Raw genomic sequence first — 26,024 nt, forward strand, 5'->3', positions numbered from 1 at the left:
AATAGAAAATGGAATCGAAAATCGGAATATTCGAAAAATATGCGGAAGATTACGAAAAGTGGTTCGAGAGGCACGGGAGACTCTACCGGGCGGAACTCGAAGCGGTCCGCTCACTGATGCCGCCTTTTCAAAAAGGTGTCGAAATCGGAGTGGGAAGCGGAAGATTCGCCGCGCCGCTGGGCATCCAAACAGGTGTCGAACCCTCTTCCCGTATGGCCGAAATCGCCAGGCGGAGGGGAGTCGACGTAATCGTTGGCGTCGCCGAAAAGCTCCCGTTTGATGACGGGAGTTTCGATATGGCGCTGATGGTGACGACCATCTGTTTCGTCGACGACCCGCCAAAAAGCCTGAGAGAGATTTGGCGCATACTGAAACCCGGCGGCTATATCGTCGTCGGATTCGTCGACCGGAAGTCGGAACTGGGAAAGTTCTACGAAAGGAACAGGGAAAAGAGCAGGTTCTACAAAGAAGCGACATTCTTTTCCGCCGAAGAAGTGCTGGTACTGCTGCGCGAAGCGGGATTTTCGGATTGTGAAATTAGGCAGACACTCTTCGGACCCGATCTGGACCACATGCAAACCGGTGTCAAACCAGGATACGGCGAAGGCGCTTTCGTGGTCATACGGTGCAGGAAAAGCGATGCGCAAGCATAGGGGTCTCGCCCCCGAAGACAGGCTCTTTTTCGACAAAAGCCGTTTCGCCCGCCTCAAAAGGGCGGTGGAAGATCTTTCCTGGCTGCTTCGGCGCGGCTACGCGCAAAAAGCCGCGGTCGAACTGGTGGGCAACCGCTACCAGCTCACCCGGCGCGAACGCCACGCTCTCATTCACGCCGCGTGGGGGGGCGAGAACCGCCGCCGACCCGTTTCGGCGGACGAGCTTGCCGGTAGAACGCTCTGTATCGACGGTTTCAATCTGCTCATCACCCTGGAGACGGCACTGGGCGGCGGCATTCTTATACGCGGCCAGGACGGATGCTATCGCGACATCGCCAACGTTCACGGGAACTACACTCTGCGCATGGAGACGGAAGAGGCCATAAAACTGGCTGCCGAAGCGATCAAGACGCTGAAGGTGAAAGAGGCGCTCTGGTATTTCGACCGCCCCGTCTCCAACAGCGGCCGCATCGCGAAGCTTGTCAACGAAATAGCCGGACGATACGGGGCTGCGATGCGGGCAAAGACATCCGATCGGGTCGATTCTCTGCTCAAAGCGTGCGGCGATGTCGTCGTCACCGCCGATGCCGTCATTCTCGACAGCGGCGTCGCATGGTTCGACCTGGCCGGCTGGATCATCGGGCACGAAATCGATAAACCGCTCAATCTGCTCGACTTCTCATCCGTCCAATAGGCGACAATTCACCGATGACCCGTTTTCGCCTTCGCCATCCCTTTTTTCGTCCTGTTTGTCGCGACGGCGCTCAGCGGGTCTTCGGGCCAGTAGTGTTTGGGATAACGCCCCCGCATCTCTTTGCGCACTTCCGGGTAGACGCTCTTCCAGAAATGCAGAAGATCTTCGGTGATCTGCAAAGGTCGGTGCGCGGGCGAAAGCAGGTGCAGTGTCAGAGGCACCTTTCCATGCAGGATACGCGGGGTTTCTCTCCAGCCGAAAACCTCCTGCAGTCGCACCGGCAGCACCGCTTTGGCCGGGTCGCTGTAGTCGACGGCGATGTCGGAGCCGCTTGGCACTTCAATGCGCTCGGGTGCGATGTCGTCCAGCGTTTGCATGTTTTCCCACCCCGCATGGGCTCGTAGTATTTTCGCCATGTCGAGCCTTTGCAGGTCTTTGAAGGATTTCATTCCGCTCAGAAAAGGCCCGAGCCAGGTTTGCAGATGTTCAAGAAGTGCCATGTCGCTCATATCGCAAAAGGTCTCCGGCAGATGCCTGTGCGCAAAGCGGAGCCGCGCCAGCAGCGTCCTGCTCTTCGGAGTCCATGGAAGCGTTTGTAGGCCTTTGGCGCGCACCGCCTCCAGCAAGCCTTTGGTGATGAGGCGTTCGTCGGGATTTTCCAGCGGCCGGCTTTTAAGAACCAAAGCGCCGAAACATTCAGTTTCCAAAGCTTCGATGCGGCCTTTTTCGCCATTCCAGCCAACCACCTCCTTTTTCTCGATCAGGTGGGAAAAATGCGCATGAAGCGTTTTTTCATCCAGGGGCGCCGCTTCGTAGATGCGTCCTTCGGCGCCCTCCCCGCCCATGCGGGCGATCGCCAGAAATTTCGAATGGTGCAACGCACTCTTTTTCGTAAGGGCCGCCCCTTTGCCGGAGGCGCAGCGGTAGAGTCCCGGGCGGCCTCTTTGCATGGCGATGCGTTCCGGAAAGGCCAGGGCCGTCAGAAGCGCGGCGGCATCGGTGTCCGGTTCGTTTTTCGGCGCCGTTTCCATCGTTCGCAAAAGCCGCTTCAGTGACGTTTGAAACCGGGAATCTCTGCGGCACACATCCGCACATCGGCGCATGATGTCGCCAAGATCACCGTTTTCGCTCCTGAAAGGATGTTCCTGCCAGTAAAGAGCCAAAAGCGCCGCTTCGTACCCCAAAGAGAGTTTTTTGGCTTCCAGCAGCATGTGGGCGATACGGGGCGGCTGCCCCAGCGTGAGCGCTTTTTTGCCATGCGGTGTGATTTGATTGTCCGTGGACATCATATTTAAAAGTATCAACAGGTTTTCAGCCTCTTTCAGGGCATACTCCGGCGGAGCGTCGATCCATTTCAGTTCATTGGCCGATGCGCCCCAGGCGGCGAGCTCCAGCCGAAGCTGCGAGAGGTCGCCTGTCAAAATCTCCGGCTTGCGGGTGGGCGCAAGGGCATGGGTTTCATGCCAAAGGCGGTAGCAGACCCCCGGTTCCGTCCGCCCCGCCCTCCCCGCGCGCTGGGTGGCCGACTCCCGGCTGATGAGGCGCGTTTCGTACCTTTGCATGCCCGAAGCGGCATCGTAGCGCACACTCCGCTCCAACCCGCTGTCTACGACGACGCGCACGCCCTCGATGGTCAGGCTCGTTTCGGCGATATTGGTTGCCAGTACCACTTTGCGTTTTCCTTCGGGAGCGGGTTCGATGGCGGCGCGCTGGGCCTGCGAATCCATCGCCCCAAAAAGCGGCGCGACGACGATCTCTTCGCCGATCGCCGTTTCAAGAAGCCGTTTCGCTTTGAAAATCTCCGCAGCGCCCGGCAGAAAGACCAACACACTCCCCTCTTCGCTGCGAAGCGCATGCAGCGTTTGCCGCGCCGCCGCCTCGGCGATCCGCGAAGGGTGCGGGCGGGGGGTTCGGATATCAAGATGCCGCAGCGAAATCGGGAAGCTCCGCCCCTCGCTTTCGAGAATCGGCGCGTCGTTCAAAACCGTGGCGATGGAGGTTTTCTGCAGTGTCGCCGACATCACCAGAATGCGCAGTTCATCGCGGAACATCTCCTGGGTTTGAAGCGAAAGCGCCAATCCGAGGTCGGCATGGATGGAGCGTTCGTGAAACTCGTCGAATATCACGAGCCCCACGCCCTCCAGTGCCGGGTCGTTTTGGAGCATGCGGGTTAAAATACCCTCTGTCACCACCTCGATGCGGGTTTTTTCGGAGACGTTCACCTCGCCCCGCATCCGGTACCCCACGCGCTCGCCAACCTTCTCGCCCAGTGTTCGGGCCATACGTTGCGCCGCGGCACGAGCCGCCAAACGCCGCGGTTCGAGCATGACGATCTTTTTGCCATCGAGCCAGGGCTCGTCCATAAGCGCGATCGGTACGACCGTGGTTTTCCCGGCCCCGGGAGCCGCCTGCAAAACGGCGTGAGGAGAGGCGCGAAGTGTCGATTTGAGGTCCGGGAGAATGGCGTGTATCGGAAGCGTTGTCATGGAAGCGAAAGGAAGCGACGGCCCGGCATTGCGAAGCCATCGACTGGAAAATCAGCCCTGCTGTTGGGCCTCCTGCTGTTTTTTGACCTCTTCGCGAACCTGCTCCATATCGAGCGCTTTGACCTGTCTGATCAGATCGTGCAATCCCTCTTCGGGAATGAGGCCGGGTTGCATGAAAAGCACGATACCCTCCCTTAAAATAGCGACCGTCGGAATGGATTGGATATTGAAATGCGCCGCGATTTCGCGCTCCTCTTCGGTGTTAACTTTGCCAAACAGAATATCGGGATGCTCCTGGGAAACCTTTTCGAAGATGGGACCGAACTGCTTGCACGGCCCGCACCAGGGAGCCCAGAAGTCAAGAATGACGATATCGCTGGCCGAGACTTTGTCGTTGAAGTTCCCGGAAGTGAGATTTTCGAGTGCCATGGGAGTTCCTTTGGGTAAAGTAGGGGGCATTATGGCATGAATGGGTTGAAAAGGGGATTAGTCAGCGAATCATTTCCATTAATGCATCAAAACTGTTTATTACATCATATTTCACTTTATCCGAGGTGATCTGTTTGAAAAATTTCCTTGCACATGTGATCTTGACTTTTTCAATTTTACGCAGCTCCATTGTCAACATTGACCCCTTGGTCTCGGCTATAAAATAGATATGTCTGACGCTGCCTTCCTGAAAGGCGATGGCCCAGTCGGGGTTGTATTCGCCCACGGGCGTGGGAATGAAAAAACTCGATGGAAGCTTGGCGTAAACCACCACCTCATTCGCCGTATCGAGGTCATGGGCGAATGCTTTTTCCGTTTTCGAATCTGTCACAACATAGTCATAGACATGCTTGCGCACCTGCTGCAGACGCTCGGTATCGTATGTTTTGGACTCGAGGGTGAAAATATCTTCCAGACGGTGCCGATCTTCGATGGCGTTGTAACTCAAATGTTCCACCACGGTGGCCGCTTTTTGCTCGTTGATAATCCGGGCGGCGTTTCGGATGAACTCTTCGGGATTCTGCCGGTATTTGTCGAAGGTTTTGTCGCTGATCTTCTTGAGGATATTCCCGACCGTGCGACGGGTCAGTTTCGTCGCTTCGGCCAGTTGTCCAATCAGATCATACCGCACTGCGGAGTGTGCGGAGCGATCCGCTTCGACAGTTGACTGCTCTTTGACGCTGAAGCCGTCGCCACGCTGGAGCTCTTCATCGCTCAGATCGCTTTTCATCTCCCCTTCGATCAAACGATAAGCCAATTTTGCCACTTTCAGCTCTTTGTTCAGGGCGTTGGCTGCATTGTTTACCAACTCATCCGAGTCAAAATGGACGGTATAGACCGCTTTGCGGTTAATCTTCTCCCACAGAGAGAGGAATTCCCTCTTTTTGATATTGTCGTTGAGGCGATTGCGTTTGACTTTGTGCTCATCGGCGAAGTCGGGAAGCAACGCATCGCTGTAAACACTGTCGATGAGCAGGAAAACCCCGTCGGCAATGGGCCCGAGCTCTTCAGGCAGCGGTGCCAGAGCCCCCTCCTCTTTGGCTTTGTGGTAGTTTTTGGTGATTTTCCCATCCAGATCGACATAATCGTTTTTGATGAGATAGCGTTCGATCAGTTTCGCCGTGCACTCATCGATCACTTTCGACGCTTCCTCCGTTTTGACCACTTTGCCCGTGAAATATTTGGCGTCGGCTTTTTGGGGCCGGTCGCTGACGGCTTCGGCGATCTCTTTTTGCAACCCGGCGACAAAATCCTTGTAGCTCTCGTTGGCGACGACGGTGAGTACATTGATATCGTGCACCGTCGCAGGATCGTCCATGCGCTCCCCTTTCTGGTTGACCGCGATCCGCATGCCGCGGCCCACCTCCTGGCGGCGGGCGACGGTGTTGTCGCTATGCTTGAGGGTGCAGATGACGAAGATATTGGGGTTGTCCCACCCCTCCCGCAGCGCGGAGTGGGAAAAGATGAACCGGGTCGGCTCGTCGAAGGAGAGAAGGCGCTGTTTATCTTTGAGGATCAGGTCATAAGCATCCACATCGTCACTCAGCCCCGCCTCTTCGCCCCGTTTTTTGATCGCGGGATCCTTGAGTCTTCCCTTTTTGTCGATAGAGAAGTAGCCGTTGTGGGTCTTTTCGACGTCGATGGCGCGCAGATAGTCGAGATAGGCGGGATCGTACAGCGAGCCGATCTCTTTGATCGCTTCTTTGTACTCCTCTTCGAAAATCCTGGTGTACTCCCCTTTCTGTGCTTCGCCGGCTTCCTCATAGAAGCGGTATTTTGCCACCTCATCGATGAAAAAGAGGGTCAACACCTTGACCCCTTTGACATAAAGTTCTTTCTCTTTCTGCAGATGTGAATCGATCGCTTCTCGGATCTGGATACGCCGCAGCATCGCCTCATCGACATGGCCGACCGCCTCTCCGGCGCTCAATGTCACTCCATTGGTCAATTCGACGCTATTGCGCAGCGCGTCGATCTCTGAGACGACATAGCCCCGGTACTGCTCCAGCTCCCCCGAGAGCTCGAAAAGGTTGTCTCCCCTCTCCAGACGGCGCAATACCCGTTTGATGCCCCCTTTTTGCCGTATCTCCATCTCCATTCTCGCCACGGGCGCTCTGCCTTTGGCCACCTCGATCGACTGCAGGTAGAGATACCCCTGGGTGCCGCTGAGCCCCTTGACGCTGATCCCTTTGACGGCGATCTTTTTGACCAGTTTTTTGTTGTAGGCATCCAGCGCATCGAGACGGTGAACCAGATTGTGCCGGGTTTTATGAGTGGCGGAGTAACGCAGAATCATCAGGGGGTCGAACTCTTTGAGTTTCGCTACCGTCTTTTTGCCCTCCATCTTTTGAGGTTCGTCTAAAATGAGAATGGGACGGTTGGCTTTGATCAGGTCGATGGGGCGGCGCGATTCGAACTCGTCAAGCTCCATATAGATGCGTCTGGCATCTTTGCTGCGTGCATTGCTCTCCGCGTTAAATGCCTGCACGTTGATGATCATCACCTGGATCCCGCCGTCGGTGGAGAAGCTTTTGATGTTTTGGGGTGATTTGGAGTCGTAGATGAAGTGGCGCGCCTGCAGGCCGTACTCTTCGAGGAAATGCTCACGCGTCAGATCGAAGCTCTGCGCCACCCCTTCGCGGATCGCCACACTGGGAACGACGATGATGAACTTGCTCCAGCCGTAGCGTTTATAGAGCTCGAAGATGGTCTTGGTATAGACGTAGGTTTTGCCTGTCCCCGTCTCCATCTCCACATCGAGATTGACAGGACTGACGGAAGTTTTGACCAGTTTGCCGTCCATCGGCAGGTTCTGCCGGCGCTGCACCGCCTGGATATTGTGCAGCAGTTGCGAATCGCTCAGTTCGATGGGGTGGTTCTTGAACCCGGTCTCGATCTCTTCGTCATACACAATACGCTGCTGCCCCTTGATCGTCACCGTCCGCCCCGGATCGACACGGTACGCTACCCCTTCCCTGCGTGGCTGCCCCTCGAAACAGTCGATGACGGAAGCGACCGCTTCAGCCTGATAGAGTTGGTGTTTGAATCGGATTTTCATGCAGTTTTCCTTATTTTCGTTCAGGATCCGTTAAATATACTTTGGTATAATACCGTCGTCACAAACGCCAAGCCTCTACTTTTGCGGCATTGCGCCCAAAAGATACGCTTGGCTTTTTTCATTCCATCCCTTTCAGAATGAATTGACATATTCTTTCAAACTCTTTTCTGCTCATCCGCTTTGTAAGATAGAATGAATCGGTTCGTATGTAATAGTCTTTTTTGAATGATCGGCAGAGTCTTTTGATCTCCTCTTTCTTGAAAAGCTCTATAGTCGGATACCTGTGAAAATCCAGTTTCCCAAGCATAAAAAACAAAAAGAGATAGACATCCATAAAGCCATGATCCCTGATCGTTTGGCTTATACGCTTGTAATGCCCCACACGCGTAACGCTTCGGTAGCTTCTGTTAAAAAGCCGTTCACGGTGTGCGGCACGGTTTCGCACTTCATTGAGACGTTCCAAATAGGAAACAAAATCGACCTTCGGGTTGAAAATACCAAATTTTTTCGCCACATGTTCCATGACATCGAAACTGTCGATTTTTAAATGTTTTATCAGGTATTTGATCGTTCCAAGCGTGGCGCTTTCCACGAAATAATGAAAAGGAGGATAGTTGACTCCATTTTGCAAATGGAGCGTGTGGGATGATGAAAGATAGCTCCGTTTATTTGAAGGAAAATCATATTTCGCATGATAATACAATCCATAATGGATATACTCTTCGGTATGGGTTACCGAAGATTTGTTTTTCCAGTTATCTACCGAAGGTCCATAGAGTTTTGGATGACTGTTTTTGTAGTTTGCGCTTATCAGATAGAAAAAGGGGTTGTTTTTCAGAGGATGGCTGCGAGGTAGTTTGCTTATATGCTGATAGCATGTCTCTATCAATACCGATTTGAGTCGCGTCTCGACACCCGAAGTCATATCCATCAGCAAACGACTCAAATATTTATCGAAAAAGAAAAGCAGTACTACATCATCCAAAGTGTGCCTGGAAATATCGGGACGAAAGGCATAGACATACCCTTTGAATTTGAATATTCCAATCCTTTCCAAAAGTTCAACGACCGTAGAATCATCCAGATAGCGGCTCTTCTGCAGACCGTCTGCGTAGAGATTTTCGATGTACCTTTTGACATTTTTATTTTTGAATGTGTAGTGTCCCATCGATACCCTTTTTCATATCACCCTCACATCCGTCGACGGTGCGAGCTGCTTGAAGATCTGCTCAGTGTTGATCTTGGTTTCGGCGTTCATCTGTTAAATATTCCTAATCTCTTTAACATGTTTGCAGGATATGTTAAAAATTTTCGATTTTTTTAACATATCTGTGACATTTGTCATTACCTATCATCAAACAAGAATCAAACAAATCACTGACTCTAAGCCCCCAATTAATGGGCCTCAAGGTTATTTTAGCCATCTTCATCCCCGCAGCGATCAAACAACAGTCAAACAAAACAGTCTTCATTGTCGAGCCCACCATGGAATATATTTCCTGGCCTTTGTCCCAACCGATTCATCGTAAATGTAAATTACACCTTCATCAAGGGCTTCTTTTATAATCCTCGATATCATAGCGGTATTTTTGCTTTCTACGCCAAACCTTTCCCTCAAGGATGTATTGGTCATATAGTTATGCTGAACATAACGGAGGCAGGCATGGAGATAACAGGCACGCACCCTGTCTTGCTTATCCATCTCCTTTAATTTCTTATGAGCAAAAAGTATTGCTTTGGTATGTTCTTGGGTTGTCTGGAACAGCGGGGCAGGAAGCTGATAGAATTCTGTTTCAAAAACCACTTTGTCTATGCCACTACCTCGTTCTTCGCAAACGCCGATTCTCCTCATGAATGAGGCAAGAGCCTCATTCCTTGATTTGGGAGGAGAGTCGAGAAACCTATCGGTCGGCACCAGAGGCTTCCCAGGATTGGTGATCTCCATACGATTAGAAAATATTTCAATCATAGGACCGGTACCGGCTTGAAAAAAATCTTGATGGATCAGTGCGTTGGCTATCAATTCACGAATTGCCAATTCAGGATACATGGGTACAGTTTCCCGTAAGGCCTGATGGATCACTTCATTGGTGGGCAAAAGAGCATTCACAAAACCAATCAACCCCTCAAAACCACTGGCGTAGCCTTTATGCCCTACCTCTTCACGGATGGTTTTGATACGCCCTGTTCCCTCATACTGTATTACTCGAACCGCTTTGCGTTTTAGTCCTTGAAAACTCTCCAACTTTTTGGCGAACAATATCGCTCCCAGATTGGTGATATTCCAACCCCCTCCATCATTTTCCACGATGAGATCATCACTGGACAACGCCTCGAGTATTCCAAGTCTATTTTCAGGCAAGGGGAGTTTGAGTAGTTCAAAATAGGCGGGATAGTCCAATAACGACAACACTTCATCATCATTTATATGCTCTGCCGCGATCTGTTTTTCAAATGGCACAGCGTCCAATATCCGCCATAATTTTCTCTCTTTTTCCGGGTAATCTTTGAGCTTCTTTTTATAACTGCCTATACGAATGTACTCTTCGCCTTTGAAGCGTACAGGATGACGATAGGCCGGTGTAATCTCCAATATGACAATCGGCTTGTCATCTATGTTCAACTCATGAAATCGAAAATCGATTTTTGGTTCCAACAGACGCAAAAGCCAGTTTTCCAACTCTTCATTTCCGACTTTTGTTTCCTGTGGGCAAAAAGTTGTGCCGACAATCTGATGTGAGTTATCTTCGATACCCCAAATCATATAGGCACTGCTTCGCCCATTGACTGCGGCACTGTTGGAGAGTGCGGAGATATATTCACCTATATCCTGTGCGACGGCCTTATTGGTTTTAAATTCGATCCACTCCGTCTCTTTGGGATAACTTCGCAGTTCATGCAGCAGTGAGACAAGATAATCGGGATTACGATCGATGCTCATATCACCCTCACATCCGTCGACGGCGCGAGCTGTTTGAAGATCTGTTCGGTGTTGATCTTGGTTTCGTCGTCTTTGAAGCCGCTCTCTTTGAAGACGACGCGCAGGGCGTCATACCTGGCGAGCTTTTTGATGAGCTCCAGGTCCAGGTCGTCGTCGAAGCAGGCGATGAGGTCATCGTGGCCGACGAAAAAGACCGTTTTGTCCCCGATCGTTTCGCGGCGGATCGGCAGGGTCAGGTCCACGCCCCAGTCTACCAGTACCCCAAAGAGCAGGTCTTCGGGGCTGCGGTCCTCTTTGATATGATCGACGGTATCGAAGAGGCTTTCGCGGTCCACTTCGTCGGGGGTGTAGTAGATATCTTTCATATTGGAGCTGTCGATCTTGAGGACTCTGAAGCCGATATCCAGATCGTCGATCCCCTCTTTGTCGGCGTTCTCTTCTTTGATCTTTCGGCCCGCGCGGCGGATGCGCTCTTTGCCGATCTCGGCGATGGTTTTGTAGCCCGCTTTGTAGGCTTTGCTCTTTTCGTCGGTGGCTTCGGGAAGCTGCACCATGATAAACCTGCGCCTGCCGCCGTCTTCGGCGTTGAGCTGCATCACGGCGTGGGCGGTGGTGGCGGAGCCGGAAAAGAAGTCGAGGATGATGTCGTCTGGACCAGATCCTGTTTCAATTAATTTTTTTATTAAAATAACAGATTTTGGAAAATCCATTACCGTCTTACCCATAAGTTCTTTAATTGATTTTTTCCCATAATCGTTATTAATTTCTTTATCAATCCATAATGATTTTGGTAATGTAGTTGCTGAGTTTCCAGATTTATCATATAAATAATCTTTCCTATAGACTCTCCACTCAGATCCTATTTTTTCAGCTATTAAAAGATCATTTTCGGCTATGATTTTTTCTTTCCCCCAAGTCCAACAGGTTTTAATTCCATCTGTGGTATCTGGCCATACTTCATCAGTAAAATCCTTACTTTTCTCAAGAGAAATTTCATGAGTTTTAGGATTTACGTACAATGGAAAATATAGATTTGGTCTTGTTGTTGGATTAAATGATTGATTTCTATTACGAAGACCCAATATTCTATATTTTCCTCGATTATCTTTACGATTGTATTCTTCAATCATTTTTCCTTCTTTTTTAACACCAAACATTGTAGTATTTTTGTCTATATTTTTTCCTATTGCAAGGATATATTCATGTGTTTTTGCAATAAATTTATCTAAATGTCGACCTCTTGGGTTTAGCTGTACTACAAGCTGAGCGATAAAATTTCCCTCCCCAAACACCTCATCACAAATCTTCCTCAGATTATGCACCTCGTTATCGTCGATCGAGATAAAGATCACCCCGTCATCGCGCAGCAGATTTCGCGCCAGGCGCAGGCGTGGGTACATCATGCTCAGCCAGTCGGAGTGAAAGCGCCCGTTGCTCTCCAGGTTGGCCACCAGCCGTCCCCCTCTTCGTCCATCTGCCCGCTCTCTATGAGCTCCGCTTCGCGGCTTCGGGTGAAGTTGTCTTTGTAGACGAAATCTTTGCCGGTGTTGTAGGGCGGATCGATGTAGATCATCTTCACTTGGCCCAGATAGCTCTCCTGCAGGAGCTTGAGCGCTTCGAGGTTGTCCCCTTCGATGTAGAGATTTTTCGTAGTGTCGAAATCCACACTCTCCTCCTTTGAGGGGCACAGGGTCTTGGTGATGGGGGTATTGGCGGCCAGCAGCGCCTCGCGCTTGCCCGGCCAGTCGAGGCGGTAGCGCTCTTTGGGCCCGTCGACGATGTTGTCTGCGAGTTCCTGTTTGAGCAGATCAAAGTCTATCGCTTTTTTGAGCTTGCCGTTTGCATCCTCTACTTCCGTCACACAATGCGGAAACATCGCTGCGATCTTCGCTATGTGTTCATCGGTAAAGTCCGGGGTTCGCTGGTCGAGTCGTTTCATTCGGGGCATCCTTTTTTCTCTTCTTTGAAATATTTGTGCTCTTTGAGATATTCAAGCTCTTCGATCAGCAGATGCACATAGGTCGAGGGGTCGTCAGTACCGGCGCTTCTTGCGGCATGGAGAGCTCTATGGGCATTGGTTTTGGCTATCGGCAGTTTCTCTTCTACCAGTCTCTTGGCTTCCAGCCTGTCGGTTTTGCTGTAGCCGGGCAGATGAGTTTTGATGAGTTGATCGCAGGGCTTGTGCCCCGAGGTGCCGAATGTGGACGTCGTGTATCTTTCGTGCATCAAAATCCAAAACTCGAAGCAGGGAACAGACGGTACGACACAAAGCACGGTAGCGCACTCTTTGGGAGGTGTATAGTGTCGAACTTTCGAGAGTGCTTCATCATATTTCTGATGATGGTCTTTGTCGATGACGCAATAGACTTTGGCGTAAGGGTTGCCCTGTGCACAGGCTCTTTCAAGCTCTTCGATCGCATAGGCTACGACGGTCTGCGGTGCGCTCCTGCCCCGGGCCGGATCAACTTTGACGGCAGCTGTGGGTAGTTGCAGAAAGTTGATCACCGCATTGAAATAGTTTGGCTCCGTCTCACTTCCTTCGCATACGATCAGGACGCTATCCCCCGCATATCGCATCGGCCTTCTGGAGCGGGCGGGGTAGCCGCTGCGTTTTCTACTCCTGCGGGCCATCGCTGTCCCTCTGTATCAACCCGTAGGGGATGGAGATGAAAGGAAGGGCTTCGTAGCGACCGCTCAGATAGGCTTTTTCGATATCGGTTACCCCTTTGCGCGGTTTGAACTCGACCAATGAATAGAGTTGGGTCGCCTTGTTTTTCTTGTCGCAAAACCAGATCTGATCCCGTCGGAAGATATCCTGACTCATCACCGTCGTTTCGTGAGAGGTAAAGATAAGCTGGGCGTTGCGGGTATTGATATCGTTGTCATGAAAAAGCTGGATCAAAAACTTCACCATCAGCGGGTGAAAGTTGTCATGTAGCTCATCGATCACCATCACATAACCATTTTCGAGTGTATCGATCCAGGGTCCGATAAAGCTGATAAACTTCTTTGTCCCTTCAGATTCGTGGGTATCGACTTTGAAACGCACACGCTCGCCTTGCAAATCGGTATGAATCGAATAGGCTGTTTTTAGTTTTTTCCCTTGCAACTCATCGACGATCTCTTTTTTTAGAACTTCCGGCACATCGTCAGGCAACATTTCATTGGGGTCAAAAGGCTTCTCTTCCACCTCGATATCATCGATATCCATATCGGCGACTTTGAGAAACTCCAGGACTCTCTTTTTGTGCTCTTCATCTTCACAAAGTTGATAGGTGAAAGAAGGATGCCAATACTCTTTTGCATTGCTCAGAATATGAAGTTTTTTCTTGAACCAGTCGTAGACGGGTCGAAGCATCTCGCTATTCATATTGACGGCTGTGGAGAGAAAAAGGGAGTTTTCGCGCGTTGATTCGCTCCAGAGTTTTTTATTGCCCCGGAAATAACTGCCGAAAGTCCATTTATCTCCTATTCGGTGATACCACTTCTGTGCCGTTTTTTTCGGGTAGGCGTAGAGCCACTCCTCTTCGATTCTCTCCTTTGTCGCCACAAAACCATATTGATACTGCACTCCCCCTTCGATAAACATCACTTCGAATTCGGAAGGCGCGTGGCGGGACTGGGCGTCTAGCAGGAACGGCTCGATCGGCAAAGTATCACCACGCTGATACTTGCTATAGGAAAAGAGCACGATATCCTGCATCGCATCGAGTGCCTTGATAAGATTGCTTTTGCCTGAAGCGTTGGGTCCGTAAATCGTGGCACTTCGCAGAAGCCGAAAATTTTTCTTTTCCGCGAATGGAGCAAAAGTATTGCTATTTTCCAAGCCTGTTATTGAGCTTTTGACCATCGACAACGTTACTTCTTCCAAGATGGAACGAAAATTTTTCACCCTGAAGTCGATTAGCATATTTACCACCTGGAATTGAGATTACAGTAATTTTTGCATAAAAATGCAAATTTTTGGCTTAATTTATTGTTTGGTAGGTAATTTTAACTCATCTATCTCTATTTTTAGAGTATGCATCTGCCCATTGATCTGCACCTTTTTGTTGAACTGCTTCTCTCTGTCTCTTTTCGCCTTGAGCCGACGGTATTCCCGCTCCAAGGCCTCGATGCGCTTCGCCCGCTCCACCTCCGCCTCGATGTCGCCGGTTTTGGCGGTCTCGGCGATCGTCTGGGGCATCAGGGCTTTGATCAATTGGGCATAGAGCTTCTCCAGATCCAGCGCCACGGGGAGCGGCTCGGCCGGGGTGTCGGCCGGGAGCCAGTCGGTCTCGAAATAGCTCTCGATGACCCATTTATGGCTGTCCGCTTCACTGGGGCGCTTGTAGGCGGCTTTGATTTTGAGAGCGCCGTCGCCGCTGCGGTGGAGGATAAACAGGATCGGCAGGGGAATCGCCCGGTCGATCGCTTTCAATACCGCTTCATCGATCGTATCACCCTTGAGGTAGATATCGAAAATCTCGATCTCAGGAACTTTTTCGGTGGCGGGGAGATGGAGCGTCTCTTCGGCCAGCTTGTAACTCCAGACGATCTTGTCGATCTGCCCGATGAACCTCTGCCGCAACGCACCGCCGATGGAGGCGTGCTCGTAGATTTTGCTCTTGGGGATGACGCGGCCGTATTTTGCCTGCGACGGAAACTCAAAGCGCATCGTCGGTCTCCTGCACGACAATGAAACTGATGAGCTCGAAATCCTCCAGCCCTTCGATCCTGGTCGTCAACGCCGTGGTCCGGCCGCCGCTGAAGAGCGAATCGATATCGTTCTCCTCCTCTTTGTCGATCATCGAGGCGATGGCACGGTCGAGAAGCTCGGAGTAGACGTGCATATCCCGCCCGTCTTTGGTCGCCTGGTTGAAAGCGTGGTAAGCCGCAACGATTGGTTTGTCGCGCCCTTTGCAGGCGGCGCGGGCGAGGTCGAGGAGCCGCTTGGCTTCGGTATGGTCGGCGAGGATCTCCCCGTCGTTGCCGATATAGACCAGATAGTAGGGGTGCAGTCGGTTGCGGCGGTTGACATTGACGCCCGGGTTGCGGTTGTAGAGAGTGAAGATGACACCGGGCTCCAACCCTCTGGCAGGGTCGGCGGGCACGACGGTATGCAGGCCGTTGGGGAGGGAGCGCATCTCGCCGTGCTCTTTGATGTAGCCCAGCAGGTCGACACGAAATTCGTTGAGCCCCAGGTCGGTGATGGAGATACCGGTTTTGAGATCTTCGAGCTCGATCACCTCCTCCTGCAGACGCCGCAGCTGCTCTTTGCGGTAGGAGATATCGTTGGCTTTGGCGCTGAGGATATTGTCGTCGCCCGTGGCGGTGACATCGACGATCATCATGCGGTTTTCGACCCGCTCTTTGAGGTTGATGTACTCATCCAGCGAAATGTCGGGCCAGTAGTTGACGAGCTGGATTTGGGAATTCGGAGAGCCGATGCGGTCGATCCGCCCGAAACGCTGAACGATGCGCACCGGATTCCAGTGGATGTCGTAGTTGATCAGATAGTCGCAATCCTGAAGATTCTGCCCCTCGCTGATGCAGTCGGTGGCGATGAGAATGTCGATCTCGTCGGGATTTTCCGGCATCACCAGTGCCTTCTCTTTGGCCCTTGGGGCGAAAAGCGTCAGGGTGCTTTGGAAGTCGTAATGCGCTTCGAGGGTGGTTTTGGGATTGCCCTGCCCGGTGATGCAGGCGGTGTGAAGGCCGTGCGTCGAGAGAAAATGGGCGGAGAGCTGCTCGTAGAGATAGTAAGCCGTATCGGCGAAGGCGGTGAAGATGATCACCTTTCGGTTGCCGGGGTTGATGGGATGGGCGATCTTGTCATCGACGCTTTGGCGCAGATGCTGGAGTTTGTAGTCTTCGTCAGGGGTGATCTTGTCGATCTCGATCAGCAGATAATCCAGAATGAAAAAATCGTTCTTGAGATCATGCTTCCATGAAAGAATATCGACATCTTCGAGCTGAATACGCACCTTGCCGCCCACCCAGCTCTCCTCGGCCTCTTCGAGCTCCTCTTCGAAACCTTTGGGCAGCTCTTCAATTTTGACGCTTTTGTCGCCCTGTTCGTAGCGGCTGATCTGCGAAAGGAGATCGCCGTAGTTCTTCCGCAGCTTCTGCAAGGTCAGGCGAAACGCATGAACCGAACTCTCCAGCCGCTTGAGCAGGTTGGTGGTCATGAGCGCCTGGAGGCTCCGCTCACGGTCGCGCTGGTGAAACTTCGATTTTCCTTCCTGCACATCTGTATCGTACAGCGCTTCGTACTTCGCCAACCGACTGGGATAGACATAGCTCAGCGGCGCATAGATGGAGAGGTTCATCTCGGAGAGCTTGGTATAGAGTTCGTTGAAACTAACCACATGCTCCATCCTCGAGAGCGGCGTATGGTGGGAGATGGGCGGCAGACGTGTCGGGAAGGTTCCGATGTCGCTGGTGTCGTAAAAGGTCTGGATATGTTTGCGGGAGCGGGCGATGGTCACACTGTCGAGCAGTTTGAAGAAGTCGAAATCGAGCCTATCGAGAATCGCCTGGGCCGTGCGCTTTTCGGGCGGGAGCTTCGACCAGGCGTTGAAAGCCGCCTGCGCCCTGCGGAAAACCTCTTCGATACTCTGGCCGATGCCGATCTTTTCGCGCAGCGACTCGGACTCCCCTTCGTACGCCAGCGCCAACTGGTTCCGCAGATCGGCGAAACGGTTGTTGACCGGGGTGGCGGAGAGCATCAGCACCTTGGTCTTGACACCGCTTTTGATTATTTTGTTCATCAGCTTCTGGTAGCGGGTCTCCTTCTCCTTGTAGACCTGGGCATTGCGGAAGTTGTGGGATTCGTCGATCACCACCAGATCGTAGTTGCCCCAGTTGATGCGGGGAGGTCGATGCCGTGGGAGTAGCCCCGGCTCCGGGAGAGGTCGGTATGGTTGAGTACGTCGTAGTTGAAGCGGTCTTTGGCGAAGATGTTGGTGACGAGATTGCTGTTGTAGGTCAGCCAGTTGTCGGCCAGCTTTTTGGGGCAAAGCACCAGCACGGAGCGGTTGCGCAGCTCGTAATATTTGATCACCGCCAATGCCGTGAAGGTTTTACCCAGCCCCACGCTGTCGGCGAGGATACAGCCGTTGAAAGTTTCGAGTTTGTTGATGATCCCCGTGGCGGCGTCTTTCTGGAAATTGTAGAGTTTCTGCCAGATAAGCGTCTCTTGAAATCCGGTGCGGTCGTTGGGTAGGACGTCTTCGTTCAGATCTTCGAGAAATTCGTTGAAGATGTTGTAGAGCATCAGGAAGTAGATACGTTCGGGAGCGTTTTCGCGGTAGACGGTGCTGATGTGTTCGATAATGGCATCGGTGACGTCGTCCAGCTTCGTTTCGTCGTTCCAGATCTGATCGAAGGTCGCCAGCCATGCCCGGGTCATGGAGGGCTCTTCGAAGCGGTTGACCATATTGGTGACAGCATCGCCTCTTTGATACCCCAGGTCGACTGCGGTGAAACCGTTGAGCGGCATGTAAACAATGTTGTCGGCGTCGGGCTTTTCGATGCAGGCGAACTGCTGCATCGGGGCGGCGGTTTTGTTGGATCGGAACGTGACTTTGGCGCGTATCCATTCGGCGCACTCTTTGGCGATGGCCCGTTGGGTGAGTTTGTTGCGCAGCTGTATCTCGAACTCGGTGCCGTAAAAACTTCGCTCCCGCTCGCTTTTGGGGATGTAGAACTCCCGACGCTCTTTTTTGATCTTGTCGACCACTTCATCGGGAACGAAGGTGGGAGAGGTGAAGATAAACTCCAACGCATCGACCTGCTTCAACTCTTTTTTCAGAGCCTCGTAGGCATAGATGGAAAAAGTGGCGGTGGCGATTTTGAGACGATCGCCTTTTTGCAGGGTTGTTTTGAGATCGTCGCCCAAAAAGTGGGTTATATTGTCGATAATTTGCATAATCAGTCCTAATTTTACTAAGGTATATTTTATCTCAAAATTTAGAACAATGCTAAAATAGTCATGAATAAATAATGATTGTAGAAATATCTGGTCACATAGAAAATAATATAATATATGAGGAACAAACTTAAATATGTACAAGTTAATAATAGTTTTCGACAACTACGCCTATCTCGAAGGTTTTCCCACACCGTGGGGGTTCGCCTGCTTCATCGAAACACCGGAAACGACGTTTCTGTTCGACACCGGCAGCAACGGACGGGTGCTTTTGAAAAATATGGAGCGTCTTGGCGTCGATTTGCAAAAGGCCGAGGCTCTGGTGCTGTCGCATCCGCACTGGGACCATATCGGCGGGGTCGATTCGGTGCTCGAAGTCCATCCGAACCTGAGAATTTTCGCCCCCTCTTCCCTTTCGAAACATCTCGTTCGTGACCTGAATGCCCAGAGCCTTGGCGTGACCGTCATCGGCGAAGAGCCGTGGCAGATTCTGCCGGATGTCTGGTCCACGGGGACCATGGGGGAGATCGGCGAGCAGTCGGTTGTGATCGATACCTACAAGGGGCTCGTCGTGGTGACGGGATGCGCGCACCCGGGTGTCGAGAATATCGCGGCACGCGCCATGGAGATGCTTGGCAAGCCGATCGATCTGTTGATGGGAGGGTTCCACCTGATGTACTCCGACGCGGCGCACATCGCTTCGGTCATCGAAACGCTCCGGCGCCTTGGGGTACGGAATGTCTGCCCGACCCACTGCAACGGCGATTTGGCCATAGAAATGTTCAAAGTGGCGTTCGGCTCCCACTTCCTTCGGGGCGGCGTCGGAAGGGTCATCGAACTGTGAAGCCAAACAGAAGCTTCGCGAAATCGCTGAAAAAGGCATTCATCGGCCTGGTCGGGATGTTTCCGATGCTGCTGGCCGTCATCGGGCTGGTGGGGCTTTTTCAGGTTTTCGTTTCCAAAGAGATGCTCGCGTCGATGTTCACCGGCGATCCTGTCAAAGATACGATCACGGGCACGGTCGCCGGTGCCATCGCCGTGGGGCAGGCGCTCATTAGCTACATACTCGGCGGCGAACTGCTGCAGCAGGGGGTGTCGATGTATGCGGTCACGGCCTTCATCCTGGCGTGGGTGACGCTTGGCGTCGTGCAGCTTCCGGCGGAATCGGAAGTGCTGGGTGTTCGTTTCACCCTCTATAGGAATATTCTGGCGTTTGTCTCGACGATACTGGTCTCCGTCGCCACCGTTTGGACACTGGGGCTGTTTCGATGAAATTCAAAGGCGTCAAATTTCTGATCGCGGTATCGCTTCTTTATGCGGTGGTTGGAGCGCTCCATAGCGAAAAATCTGTCGCGGCGCTCGAAAAGAGCGGGATGGTTCTGACGAAAATCGGGCCGATTCTTCTGATCGTTATTTTCATCACCGCGGTGATCGACTACTTCTTCAATCCGAAGGATGTGGCGGCACATCTGGGCGAAAAGTGCAGCCTGAAAGGGTGGCTCATCGCACTGGCTGCTGGCATCGCAAGCCACGGCCCCATGTACGCCTGGTACCCGATGATCGAGGATCTCAAGCGGCATGGGCTCAGAAAGGGGCTTATCGCTACTTTCTTCTACGCCCGAAGCATAAAGGTTCCGCTGCTTCCGATCATGATCGACTATTTCGGGCTCGCTTTCACGTTCGTGCTGACGCTTTACATTCTGATTGCATCGGTCATTCAGGGAATTCTGATCGATCGGTTGTGCAGTAAAATTAATCGTTGTGATTAACTGAATCTATACAAACGATACGTATAATTTGGTGAAAAAAGAGAAGGAGGATAGATATGAATGCAGTGAAAATGGCCATGATAGCCACATTGACCTCGGGGTTGCTTTTTGCGGCGCAGGGTGAGCCGAAAACGGCTTCGAACAAGGGGAAAAAGAGCGGCGGTGAAATATCGCAGGTCGTCAAGACGGGCAACGAAGCGAGCCGGCTGCTCCTCAAGACGCTCGGCGGCAACATGAAAAAACATATGAAAAAGGGCGGACCGCTGGAAGCTTTCGAATTCTGCTCCTCCCACGCGAGGGAGCTGACCGAGGAGGTCAACGCAAAGCTGCAGGCGGGAGTGAGTGTCAAACGCATCACGCTCAAACCCCGCAACCCGCTCAACGAAGCGAAAGGGGATGAACGGGACGTGCTCGAAGCGCTTGAGCTTTTGAAAAAAAACGGCGTGCGTCTGCCCAACCATCTGGTGCAAAAGACGGAGGATGGGTACAAGTTTTACAAACCCCTGAAAATCAGCAAAAAAGTGTGTCTGACGTGCCACGGAACCGACATCGATCCGACGCTGGAGAAAAAGATACGAAGTATCTACAAGATGGACAAAGCCCACGGTTACAAAATGGGCGATCTGCGCGGTGCGATTGTCGTAGAAATCAAAAAATGAGCCGGCGATACAGGCAGGAAGATTCCAAAGTCGAGGTGAGAGGTTTCGAAGCCCGTCACTACGACACGCTGATGAATCTGATTACATTCGGCTGGTACCCGAAATTCATTCGCCAAGCCATTGCGGATCTGGGTCTGCAACCGGGTGAAAAGGTACTCGATTTCGGCGCGGGAACGGGTCGCAACGCTCTGTTGATGCGCGAATATGTGGGCGAGAACGGCACGATCACGGCGCTGGAGATCGGAGAGGAGATGAAAGCGCAATTTACAAAGAAGACGGCGACCTTTCGCAACATCGGATTGGTCGACCGGCGTATCGACGAACCCCTGCCCTACGAGAGTGAATACGATGTCGTCTTCATCTCCTTCGTCCTGCACGGTTTCGTGCAAGAAAAGCGCGACATCATCATCCAAAACGCCTACCAAGCCCTCAAACCGGGCGGCCGTTTCGCGATACTCGACTACAGCAATTTCGACGTGGACCGTGCGGTCTGGTATGTCCGGTGGGCCATCCGCAAAGCGGAGTGCCCGCTGGCGGAGGATTTCATCGACCGCGATACGAAAGCGATGCTCAAACCTTTCGGTTTCGAGAGGTTCGAAGAGCATTTCTATTTCAAGAACTATTTGAGACTGTTGAAAGCTTACAAACCGATCAAAATCTAAATTAAGCGTCGTTGTGACCCTGAAATTGGTTACAATGGCGCCATGAAAAAGCTATGGATAGTTCCCCTTTTGCCACTGCTTCTCGTTGCCGCGGAGTTCAAGGTGGCAAGCTACAACGTCGAAAACCTTTTCGACCTCAAAAAGAGCGGTTCGGAATATACCGAGTACATCCCTTTCACCGGATACGGCTGGAACGAGAAAGCCTTCGCGACGAAAGTGCGGAACATATCCAGAGTCATCTGCGACCTCAAACCCGACATCATCGGCTTGCAGGAGATCGAGAGCGACGAAGCGCTTAAGGCGCTTCAAAAAGGGCTTATGGCGTGCGGATGGAAGATGCCCTATCGGGCGATTGCCGACAACAAGCCCACAGTGGTCAAAACCGCCCTGCTTTCCCGATATCCCATCGTCGAAAAGAGTGAGATCGATCCGGACGGGTCGCTTCGGACCCGGAATATCCTGGAGACGACCGTCGATTTGAACGGGAAACATCTCAAAGTTTTCGTCAATCACTGGAAATCGCGCAACGGGCCGGAGAGTCGGCGTATCGTCAGCGCCGAAGCGCTGATGAAGCGGGCAATGTCGCTGCCCAAAGAGAGCGACTACATTCTGCTCGGGGATTTCAACAGCGACTGGAACGAGTGGCGGACCCTTCCCAAATCGCCCCGCCTGAACGACACCGGCGGCATGACCGGTATCAACCATATTCTCAAAACCGTCGAAAACGGCAAGCCTGTCACCAAACGAACGATCGTGTGGCCCTGCCATTACGACCTCTGGCTGGAGCTTCCGCCCCAAAAACGCTGGTCTCACAACTTCTACGGCCATAAACACGCATTGGACCATATGCTGCTACCGGTGGGAATGTTCGATGCACGGGGTATCAATTACAAAGACCGCTCATTCAGGAAGTTTACCCCCCGATACCTCTTTACAGAGCGTGGAGCGCTCTATCGGTGGCAGGTAGCCAAACAACGGAGGGGAAAGCATTTGGGTGCCGGGTATTCGGATCATCTTCCCGTTTACGCCTATATCACGACGAAGCCTTTCGGTTTTTCTTCCGATGCCCATAAAAGAGCCGATACGGAAAACTATGTAAAAACGGCGCCCCGAACGATCCATATCGCCGAGCTTTACAGTTTGCCCCTGGGATGGATGAACGGCATCGTCGAAGATGCGGTCGTCATCTACAAACGCGGGAAAATCGCCATTCTCAAGGAGCCCAGGGGCCGGTCGATTCTGGTCTATCGGGATACGGGGCATCTTAAAAAAGGGCATCGCTTCAAAGTAGCCATACGCAAACTCTACGAATACAAAGGGCTGCGCGAAGTGACGAAAGTCGACGTGCTCAAAGACCTCGGCAAAGCAGATGTGGAACCGCTCCTGCTGAAATCTGTCGAAAATCTGAGCGATCCGGGAGTTGTCAACGAAGTGGTCGCTTCCGTTTCGGGTATCTACAGACGGGGGTATCTCTATTATGGTCAGGGCAAAAAGATCAAACTCTTTTTCCGCGACAGAAAACGGCGGCCCAAAAACGGGGAAACGGTGAGACTTCAGAAAGTGCGTATCGGTATATACCGGAATCGGCCCGAACTGGTCGTCGATTAAACGGAAGTTCGATAAAATAGCACTATCTTTTTCAAAGGGAAGCGATGGGCAGTGTCGAATTGAGTACGATCTTTCTGGTGGCCCTACTTGGATCCTTCGGGCATTGCATCGGGATGTGCGGCGGGTTCGTGCTCGCCTATACGGCGGCGAAAGTGGATGCCCAATGGTCCAAAACACGGCAGATGACCGCCCACCTCCTCTACTCCCTCGGCCGGGTCACAAGCTACATGATTATCGGGGCCTTTTTCGGATATCTCGGGCAGAAGGTCAGTTTCGACATGACGGCGAAAGGTCTTCTGTTCATCGCGGTCGGAATGCTGATGCTTTTGATCGGTCTTTCGCTTATTGGAAAACTCAAGTTTCTCAATTCGATCGAATCCTCCATCGCCCAGAGTTCCTGGTTTGGCAGACTCTTCAAGATGGTGATCCACTCCAGGACCCTTCCCAGTTTTTTTCTGATGGGCATGCTCAACGGATTCATCCCGTGCGGCCTTGTCTACTTTTTCGCGACCGCCGCCATCGTGGCGGGTTCGGCGCTCAAAGGCGCCATCGTCATGGGAGTCTTCGGTATCGCCACAATTCCTGCGATGCTGGGCGTGGGCATCTTCTCCTCACTGATCAAAGGGTCGAGTTACCGCCAGCTGGTCATCAAAATCGCGGCGGTGGTTGTGATGCTCTTTGGCCTTTTTACCAGTTACAAGGGGTATATAATGATCACGAAACCCGAAATCATTCAGAAAAAGATGCAGAAGATGCACGAAGAGTTGAAAATTCTTCCCGAAAGAAACGTTTCAACTCATTCGAAATAGACGATATAAAGAGTCACCAGCCAGACGGCAATCGTAAAAATGACGGTAAAGAGCACCATCGTGGCGCCGGCATCTTTGGCGTGCTTGGCGAGGGTGTGCCTTTCTCTTGTCACCAGATCGACCGTGCGTTCGATGGCGCTGTTTGCCAGTTCGGCGATAAGTACCAGCAGCATCGAGAGGCCCAGAACAGCCTTGGCGATCAGCGGCATCGGAACAAACGGGAGGGCGACCCAGACGATGACGCTTAGAATCACTTCGATTTTGAAAGAGGTTTCGTGGCTGAAAACTTCGAAAAACCCCTCCATCGCGTAGCCGGCGTTTCTAAAGAGCGAATATTTCGGCTGGTTCCTCATCGCATCTGCTCCAGTGTGCGCTCATAAAGCGCTATTTTTTTCTCCAGCCGCTTCGAGAGCCATGGCGACGCTTCCGCAAGCATCTGCAGTATCAGATTCGCGTTGGCCGTGATGGTTTCTATTTTCATTACGCTCCATTCCGACGATACGGGCAGCATGCTGCTGATTCGGTCGGCCAGTTTCGCCATGGCGATCTCCCGGGGCTGTTCCAGAATCCGCACCAGCGAATCTTTGAGCTGCTCCTCCTTCGGGAGGATTTCGTTTTTCGTCATTGCTTCCACCCCTTCCGCCACCGACTTTCCGAAATCCTTCCGGATCGATTTGAGTGTGACATCACTCTTTTCGACGACATCGTGCAGAAGTGCCGTTATCACGGCAAGATCGACATTGAAGGTTTCTCCCGCGGCCTGTGCGGCGATGATTTCATACCCTGCCGCCACGGGATGGGTGACATAGGGATCGCCAAATTTCGTCACCTGACCATAGTGCGCCCAGGCAGCCAGGCGAAGCGCTTTGTGATAGAGATCGGTATTTGGTATCATATTCAGGACTTTATGTAATTGTTCGGTACATCGGTTCGGAATTTTACCAAAAAAGGGAATAATTTGTTGGATCAGCTCACCGCTGCCTTGCTTGACGCGGGCCGAATCTTTCAGGAAGGGTTCGAAACAGTCAAGGAAGTCCGGCACAAAGGTACGGTCGACCTCGTCACGGAATACGATGTCGCCGTGGAAGAGTTTCTCAAAAAGAGGATTTCCGCGATATTGCCCGAGCATACGATCGTCGGCGAAGAGAGTGGCGACGAACATACCCGGGCGCAAAAGGCGGTCTATATCGATCCGATCGACGGGACGACCAATTTCGTCCACAAGATCCCTTTCTGTGCCATCTCCGTGGGGGTCTGGGACAAGGGGATACCCGTCGCCGCGCTCGTCTACAATCCGGTTCTCAACGAACTTTTCGCCGCCGAAAGAGGAAAAGGTGCACGGTGCAACGGCCTGGCGATCCATGTCTCAAAAACCTCGGACCTGCAGCAGTCGCTTCTAGCGACCGGATTTCCCTACACGAAGGTCGAAAAGGGACGTGACTTCCGATGGGTCGTGCGGACACTGGAAAATCTTCTTCCCTATACACAGGATATCCGCCGATTCGGGGCGGCATCGATCGACCTGTGCTATGTGGCCAACGGCATTCTGGACGGATTTTACGAGTGCAATCTCAAACCGTGGGATGTCGCCGCCGGGATTCTGCTCATCGAAGAGGCGGGGGGAAGAGTGACCAACCATCGGGGCGAAACCTATCGGCTAGGCGATCCGGTCATCGTGGCGACAAACGGGAAAAATCATGATAAACTTCTCGAAAAGATGGCAGATTACGAGGAGGTTTGAATGCAGAGGCTCAACCCGCAGCGCTGTGCGCTGCTGACCCAGGTCATCTCATCCCACTACCCCAATCAGCAGATCCTCCATCTGACGGATGGGTGCAACGATTTGCATCGGACGCTTTACGACTTCACCAAAACGAAGAATTTCGAGTATGACCTGCGGACCGTCGGCTGCGAGATCGGCGACCTGGACGCATCCTGCCATGCCGGTTTCCGTCTCGAGCCCCTTGATCTCTCGGCGCGGCGATTCAACAGGCATGCGAAACTTTACGAAAATATTTTCGTCACGCTTTCGGCACAGACGCTGGAGCGTGATATTCAGACGGTCCTGAAGAAATTTTTCCGTGTCATGAAAAACGCCGGGGTGTTGACATTGATGATCGAACGGGACTCTCCGCTTCTGGAGCGGATAGACCGTGAGCTCGAGGAGTGCTATTTCGTGGCGATCAGCCATATCGACATTTTCGACGACTACGATGTCGTCACGTCGCGAAAGATGCATGGATGGGGTGCCTACAACGTGGGCTTTTGAAAGCTGTTTCCCGCA

The 26,024-nt window shown here is 52.2% G+C and carries 25 protein-coding genes; 11 read left to right on the forward strand and 14 right to left on the reverse strand.

Annotated elements, in window-relative coordinates:
• Positions 1 to 8 precede the first annotated feature (8 nt).
• Together JMG82_RS01440 and JMG82_RS01445 are read left to right on the forward strand one after the other, a co-directional pair.
• Positions 9 to 653, forward strand: coding sequence for a class I SAM-dependent methyltransferase (locus JMG82_RS01440; protein ID WP_201353167.1), 645 nt, complete (start codon positions 9 to 11; stop codon positions 651 to 653).
• Entirely contained in the window at positions 640 to 1,347 is a 708-nt protein-coding gene (locus JMG82_RS01445; protein ID WP_201353168.1) for a DUF434 domain-containing protein, read from the forward strand. The genes JMG82_RS01440 and JMG82_RS01445 overlap by 14 nt, the downstream gene beginning before the upstream one ends.
• Positions 1,348 to 1,355: 8 nt before the next feature.
• Here JMG82_RS01445 and hrpB read toward each other — a convergent pair whose 3' ends face one another.
• From hrpB to JMG82_RS01505, 12 genes are all read right to left on the reverse strand, one after another.
• Positions 1,356 to 3,833 carry an ATP-dependent helicase HrpB gene (hrpB, locus tag JMG82_RS01450; RefSeq protein WP_201353169.1) on the reverse strand — a complete coding sequence of 826 codons (2,478 nt, stop codon included), beginning with the start codon at positions 3,831 to 3,833 and terminating at the stop codon, positions 1,356 to 1,358.
• 51 nt (positions 3,834 to 3,884) lie between these two features.
• Positions 3,885 to 4,262, reverse strand: a complete 378-nt coding sequence (gene trxA, locus JMG82_RS01455; RefSeq protein WP_201353170.1) for a thioredoxin — start codon at positions 4,260 to 4,262, stop codon at positions 3,885 to 3,887.
• Positions 4,263 to 4,323: 61 nt separating this feature from the next.
• Positions 4,324 to 7,380, reverse strand: coding sequence for a type III restriction-modification system endonuclease (locus JMG82_RS01460; RefSeq protein ID WP_201353171.1), 3,057 nt, complete (start codon positions 7,378 to 7,380; stop codon positions 4,324 to 4,326).
• A 118-nt stretch (positions 7,381 to 7,498) separates the two neighbouring features.
• Positions 7,499 to 8,548 carry an Abi family protein gene (locus JMG82_RS01465; RefSeq protein ID WP_201353172.1) on the reverse strand — a complete coding sequence of 350 codons (1,050 nt, stop codon included), beginning with the start codon at positions 8,546 to 8,548 and terminating at the stop codon, positions 7,499 to 7,501.
• 300 nt (positions 8,549 to 8,848) lie between these two features.
• Positions 8,849 to 10,321: an ATP-binding protein gene (locus JMG82_RS01470; RefSeq protein ID WP_201353173.1), complete on the reverse strand. Its 1,473-nt coding sequence runs from the start codon at positions 10,319 to 10,321 to the stop codon at positions 8,849 to 8,851.
• A complete protein-coding gene (locus JMG82_RS01475; protein ID WP_346727055.1) occupies positions 10,318 to 11,724 on the reverse strand; it encodes a site-specific DNA-methyltransferase in 1,407 nt (468 codons plus the stop codon). Before JMG82_RS01475 ends, JMG82_RS01470 begins: the two co-directional genes overlap by 4 nt.
• Before the next feature lie 2 nt (positions 11,725 to 11,726).
• Positions 11,727 to 12,260, reverse strand: coding sequence for a hypothetical protein (locus JMG82_RS01480; RefSeq protein ID WP_201353175.1), 534 nt, complete (start codon positions 12,258 to 12,260; stop codon positions 11,727 to 11,729).
• The gene (locus JMG82_RS01485; protein ID WP_201353176.1) at positions 12,257 to 12,952 is read right to left on the reverse strand and encodes an RloB family protein; all 696 of its coding nucleotides are present in this window, start codon (positions 12,950 to 12,952) and stop codon (positions 12,257 to 12,259) included. The genes JMG82_RS01480 and JMG82_RS01485 overlap by 4 nt, the downstream gene beginning before the upstream one ends.
• A complete protein-coding gene (locus JMG82_RS01490) occupies positions 12,936 to 14,147 on the reverse strand; it encodes an AAA family ATPase (protein ID WP_201353177.1) in 1,212 nt (403 codons plus the stop codon). The genes JMG82_RS01485 and JMG82_RS01490 overlap by 17 nt, the downstream gene beginning before the upstream one ends.
• 147 nt (positions 14,148 to 14,294) lie before the next feature.
• Positions 14,295 to 14,978, reverse strand: a complete 684-nt coding sequence (locus JMG82_RS01495) for a DUF4391 domain-containing protein (protein ID WP_201353178.1) — start codon at positions 14,976 to 14,978, stop codon at positions 14,295 to 14,297.
• Positions 14,968 to 17,145: a DEAD/DEAH box helicase gene (locus JMG82_RS01500; RefSeq protein ID WP_201353179.1), complete on the reverse strand. Its 2,178-nt coding sequence runs from the start codon at positions 17,143 to 17,145 to the stop codon at positions 14,968 to 14,970. The genes JMG82_RS01495 and JMG82_RS01500 overlap by 11 nt, the downstream gene beginning before the upstream one ends.
• Entirely contained in the window at positions 17,142 to 18,233 is a 1,092-nt protein-coding gene (locus JMG82_RS01505) for an SNF2-related protein (protein ID WP_201353180.1), read from the reverse strand. Before JMG82_RS01505 ends, JMG82_RS01500 begins: the two co-directional genes overlap by 4 nt.
• 136 nt (positions 18,234 to 18,369) lie before the next feature.
• Here JMG82_RS01505 and JMG82_RS01510 point away from each other — a divergent pair, with 136 nt between their 5' ends.
• The 7 genes from JMG82_RS01510 to JMG82_RS01540 are packed head-to-tail and all read left to right on the forward strand — an operon-like array spanning position 18,370 to position 23,740.
• Positions 18,370 to 19,077 carry an MBL fold metallo-hydrolase gene (locus tag JMG82_RS01510; protein WP_201353181.1) on the forward strand — a complete coding sequence of 236 codons (708 nt, stop codon included), beginning with the start codon at positions 18,370 to 18,372 and terminating at the stop codon, positions 19,075 to 19,077.
• Positions 19,074 to 19,505 carry a permease gene (locus JMG82_RS01515; protein ID WP_201353182.1) on the forward strand — a complete coding sequence of 144 codons (432 nt, stop codon included), beginning with the start codon at positions 19,074 to 19,076 and terminating at the stop codon, positions 19,503 to 19,505. The genes JMG82_RS01510 and JMG82_RS01515 overlap by 4 nt, the downstream gene beginning before the upstream one ends.
• Complete coding sequence (locus tag JMG82_RS01520; protein WP_201353183.1) at positions 19,502 to 20,002, forward strand: permease; 501 nt, start codon at positions 19,502 to 19,504, stop codon at positions 20,000 to 20,002. Before JMG82_RS01515 ends, JMG82_RS01520 begins: the two co-directional genes overlap by 4 nt.
• Positions 20,003 to 20,058: 56 nt before the next feature.
• A complete protein-coding gene (locus JMG82_RS01525; protein WP_201353184.1) occupies positions 20,059 to 20,661 on the forward strand; it encodes a Tll0287-like domain-containing protein in 603 nt (200 codons plus the stop codon).
• Complete coding sequence (locus JMG82_RS01530; RefSeq protein WP_201353185.1) at positions 20,658 to 21,323, forward strand: class I SAM-dependent methyltransferase; 666 nt, start codon at positions 20,658 to 20,660, stop codon at positions 21,321 to 21,323. Before JMG82_RS01525 ends, JMG82_RS01530 begins: the two co-directional genes overlap by 4 nt.
• A gap of 42 nt (positions 21,324 to 21,365) precedes the next feature.
• Positions 21,366 to 22,931, forward strand: coding sequence for an endonuclease/exonuclease/phosphatase family protein (locus tag JMG82_RS01535; RefSeq protein WP_201353186.1), 1,566 nt, complete (start codon positions 21,366 to 21,368; stop codon positions 22,929 to 22,931).
• 44 nt (positions 22,932 to 22,975) lie between these two features.
• Complete coding sequence (locus JMG82_RS01540; RefSeq protein ID WP_201353187.1) at positions 22,976 to 23,740, forward strand: sulfite exporter TauE/SafE family protein; 765 nt, start codon at positions 22,976 to 22,978, stop codon at positions 23,738 to 23,740.
• Here the strand turns inward: JMG82_RS01540 and JMG82_RS01545 are convergent.
• Positions 23,728 to 24,093, reverse strand: a complete 366-nt coding sequence (locus JMG82_RS01545; RefSeq protein ID WP_201353188.1) for a diacylglycerol kinase — start codon at positions 24,091 to 24,093, stop codon at positions 23,728 to 23,730. The two genes, JMG82_RS01540 and JMG82_RS01545, sit on opposite strands and share 13 nt — an antisense overlap.
• On the reverse strand, positions 24,090 to 24,635 hold the full coding sequence (locus tag JMG82_RS01550; RefSeq protein WP_201353189.1) for an HD domain-containing protein: 546 nt from the start codon (positions 24,633 to 24,635) through the stop codon (positions 24,090 to 24,092). Before JMG82_RS01550 ends, JMG82_RS01545 begins: the two co-directional genes overlap by 4 nt.
• Positions 24,636 to 24,698: 63 nt before the next feature.
• Here JMG82_RS01550 and JMG82_RS01555 point away from each other — a divergent pair, with 63 nt between their 5' ends.
• Both JMG82_RS01555 and JMG82_RS01560 read left to right on the forward strand, forming a co-directional pair.
• On the forward strand, positions 24,699 to 25,481 hold the full coding sequence (locus JMG82_RS01555; RefSeq protein WP_201353190.1) for an inositol monophosphatase family protein: 783 nt from the start codon (positions 24,699 to 24,701) through the stop codon (positions 25,479 to 25,481).
• Positions 25,482 to 26,009, forward strand: coding sequence for a hypothetical protein (locus JMG82_RS01560; RefSeq protein WP_201353191.1), 528 nt, complete (start codon positions 25,482 to 25,484; stop codon positions 26,007 to 26,009). It abuts the gene before it with no gap.
• The last annotated feature ends 15 nt before the right edge of the window (positions 26,010 to 26,024 follow it).

Source organism: Hydrogenimonas urashimensis (genome assembly GCF_016593255.1).
Lineage (GTDB): Bacteria > Campylobacterota > Campylobacteria > Campylobacterales > Hydrogenimonadaceae > Hydrogenimonas > Hydrogenimonas urashimensis.

What these genes read in the sequence shown, in the direction of transcription:
- hrpB (WP_201353169.1), bottom strand. Translation starts at nt 3,833, where the DNA reads ATGACAACGCTTCCGATACACGCCATTCTCCCGGACCTCAAATCGACA.
- JMG82_RS01505 (WP_201353180.1), bottom strand. Translation starts at nt 18,233, where the DNA reads ATGCAAATTATCGACAATATAACCCACTTTTTGGGCGACGATCTCAAA.
- JMG82_RS01440 (WP_201353167.1), top strand. Translation starts at nt 9, where the DNA reads ATGGAATCGAAAATCGGAATATTCGAAAAATATGCGGAAGATTACGAA.
- JMG82_RS01520 (WP_201353183.1), top strand. Translation starts at nt 19,502, where the DNA reads ATGAAATTCAAAGGCGTCAAATTTCTGATCGCGGTATCGCTTCTTTAT.
- JMG82_RS01560 (WP_201353191.1), top strand. Translation starts at nt 25,482, where the DNA reads ATGCAGAGGCTCAACCCGCAGCGCTGTGCGCTGCTGACCCAGGTCATC.
- JMG82_RS01525 (WP_201353184.1), top strand. Translation starts at nt 20,059, where the DNA reads ATGAATGCAGTGAAAATGGCCATGATAGCCACATTGACCTCGGGGTTG.
- trxA (WP_201353170.1), bottom strand. Translation starts at nt 4,262, where the DNA reads ATGGCACTCGAAAATCTCACTTCCGGGAACTTCAACGACAAAGTCTCG.
- JMG82_RS01485 (WP_201353176.1), bottom strand. Translation starts at nt 12,952, where the DNA reads ATGGCCCGCAGGAGTAGAAAACGCAGCGGCTACCCCGCCCGCTCCAGA.
- JMG82_RS01460 (WP_201353171.1), bottom strand. Translation starts at nt 7,380, where the DNA reads ATGAAAATCCGATTCAAACACCAACTCTATCAGGCTGAAGCGGTCGCT.
- JMG82_RS01475 (WP_346727055.1), bottom strand. Translation starts at nt 11,724, where the DNA reads ATGATGTACCCACGCCTGCGCCTGGCGCGAAATCTGCTGCGCGATGAC.
- JMG82_RS01540 (WP_201353187.1), top strand. Translation starts at nt 22,976, where the DNA reads ATGGGCAGTGTCGAATTGAGTACGATCTTTCTGGTGGCCCTACTTGGA.
- JMG82_RS01530 (WP_201353185.1), top strand. Translation starts at nt 20,658, where the DNA reads ATGAGCCGGCGATACAGGCAGGAAGATTCCAAAGTCGAGGTGAGAGGT.
- JMG82_RS01470 (WP_201353173.1), bottom strand. Translation starts at nt 10,321, where the DNA reads ATGAGCATCGATCGTAATCCCGATTATCTTGTCTCACTGCTGCATGAA.
- JMG82_RS01510 (WP_201353181.1), top strand. Translation starts at nt 18,370, where the DNA reads ATGTACAAGTTAATAATAGTTTTCGACAACTACGCCTATCTCGAAGGT.
- JMG82_RS01445 (WP_201353168.1), top strand. Translation starts at nt 640, where the DNA reads ATGCGCAAGCATAGGGGTCTCGCCCCCGAAGACAGGCTCTTTTTCGAC.
- JMG82_RS01545 (WP_201353188.1), bottom strand. Translation starts at nt 24,093, where the DNA reads ATGAGGAACCAGCCGAAATATTCGCTCTTTAGAAACGCCGGCTACGCG.
- JMG82_RS01465 (WP_201353172.1), bottom strand. Translation starts at nt 8,548, where the DNA reads ATGGGACACTACACATTCAAAAATAAAAATGTCAAAAGGTACATCGAA.
- JMG82_RS01480 (WP_201353175.1), bottom strand. Translation starts at nt 12,260, where the DNA reads ATGAAACGACTCGACCAGCGAACCCCGGACTTTACCGATGAACACATA.
- JMG82_RS01535 (WP_201353186.1), top strand. Translation starts at nt 21,366, where the DNA reads ATGAAAAAGCTATGGATAGTTCCCCTTTTGCCACTGCTTCTCGTTGCC.
- JMG82_RS01495 (WP_201353178.1), bottom strand. Translation starts at nt 14,978, where the DNA reads ATGCGCTTTGAGTTTCCGTCGCAGGCAAAATACGGCCGCGTCATCCCC.
- JMG82_RS01550 (WP_201353189.1), bottom strand. Translation starts at nt 24,635, where the DNA reads ATGATACCAAATACCGATCTCTATCACAAAGCGCTTCGCCTGGCTGCC.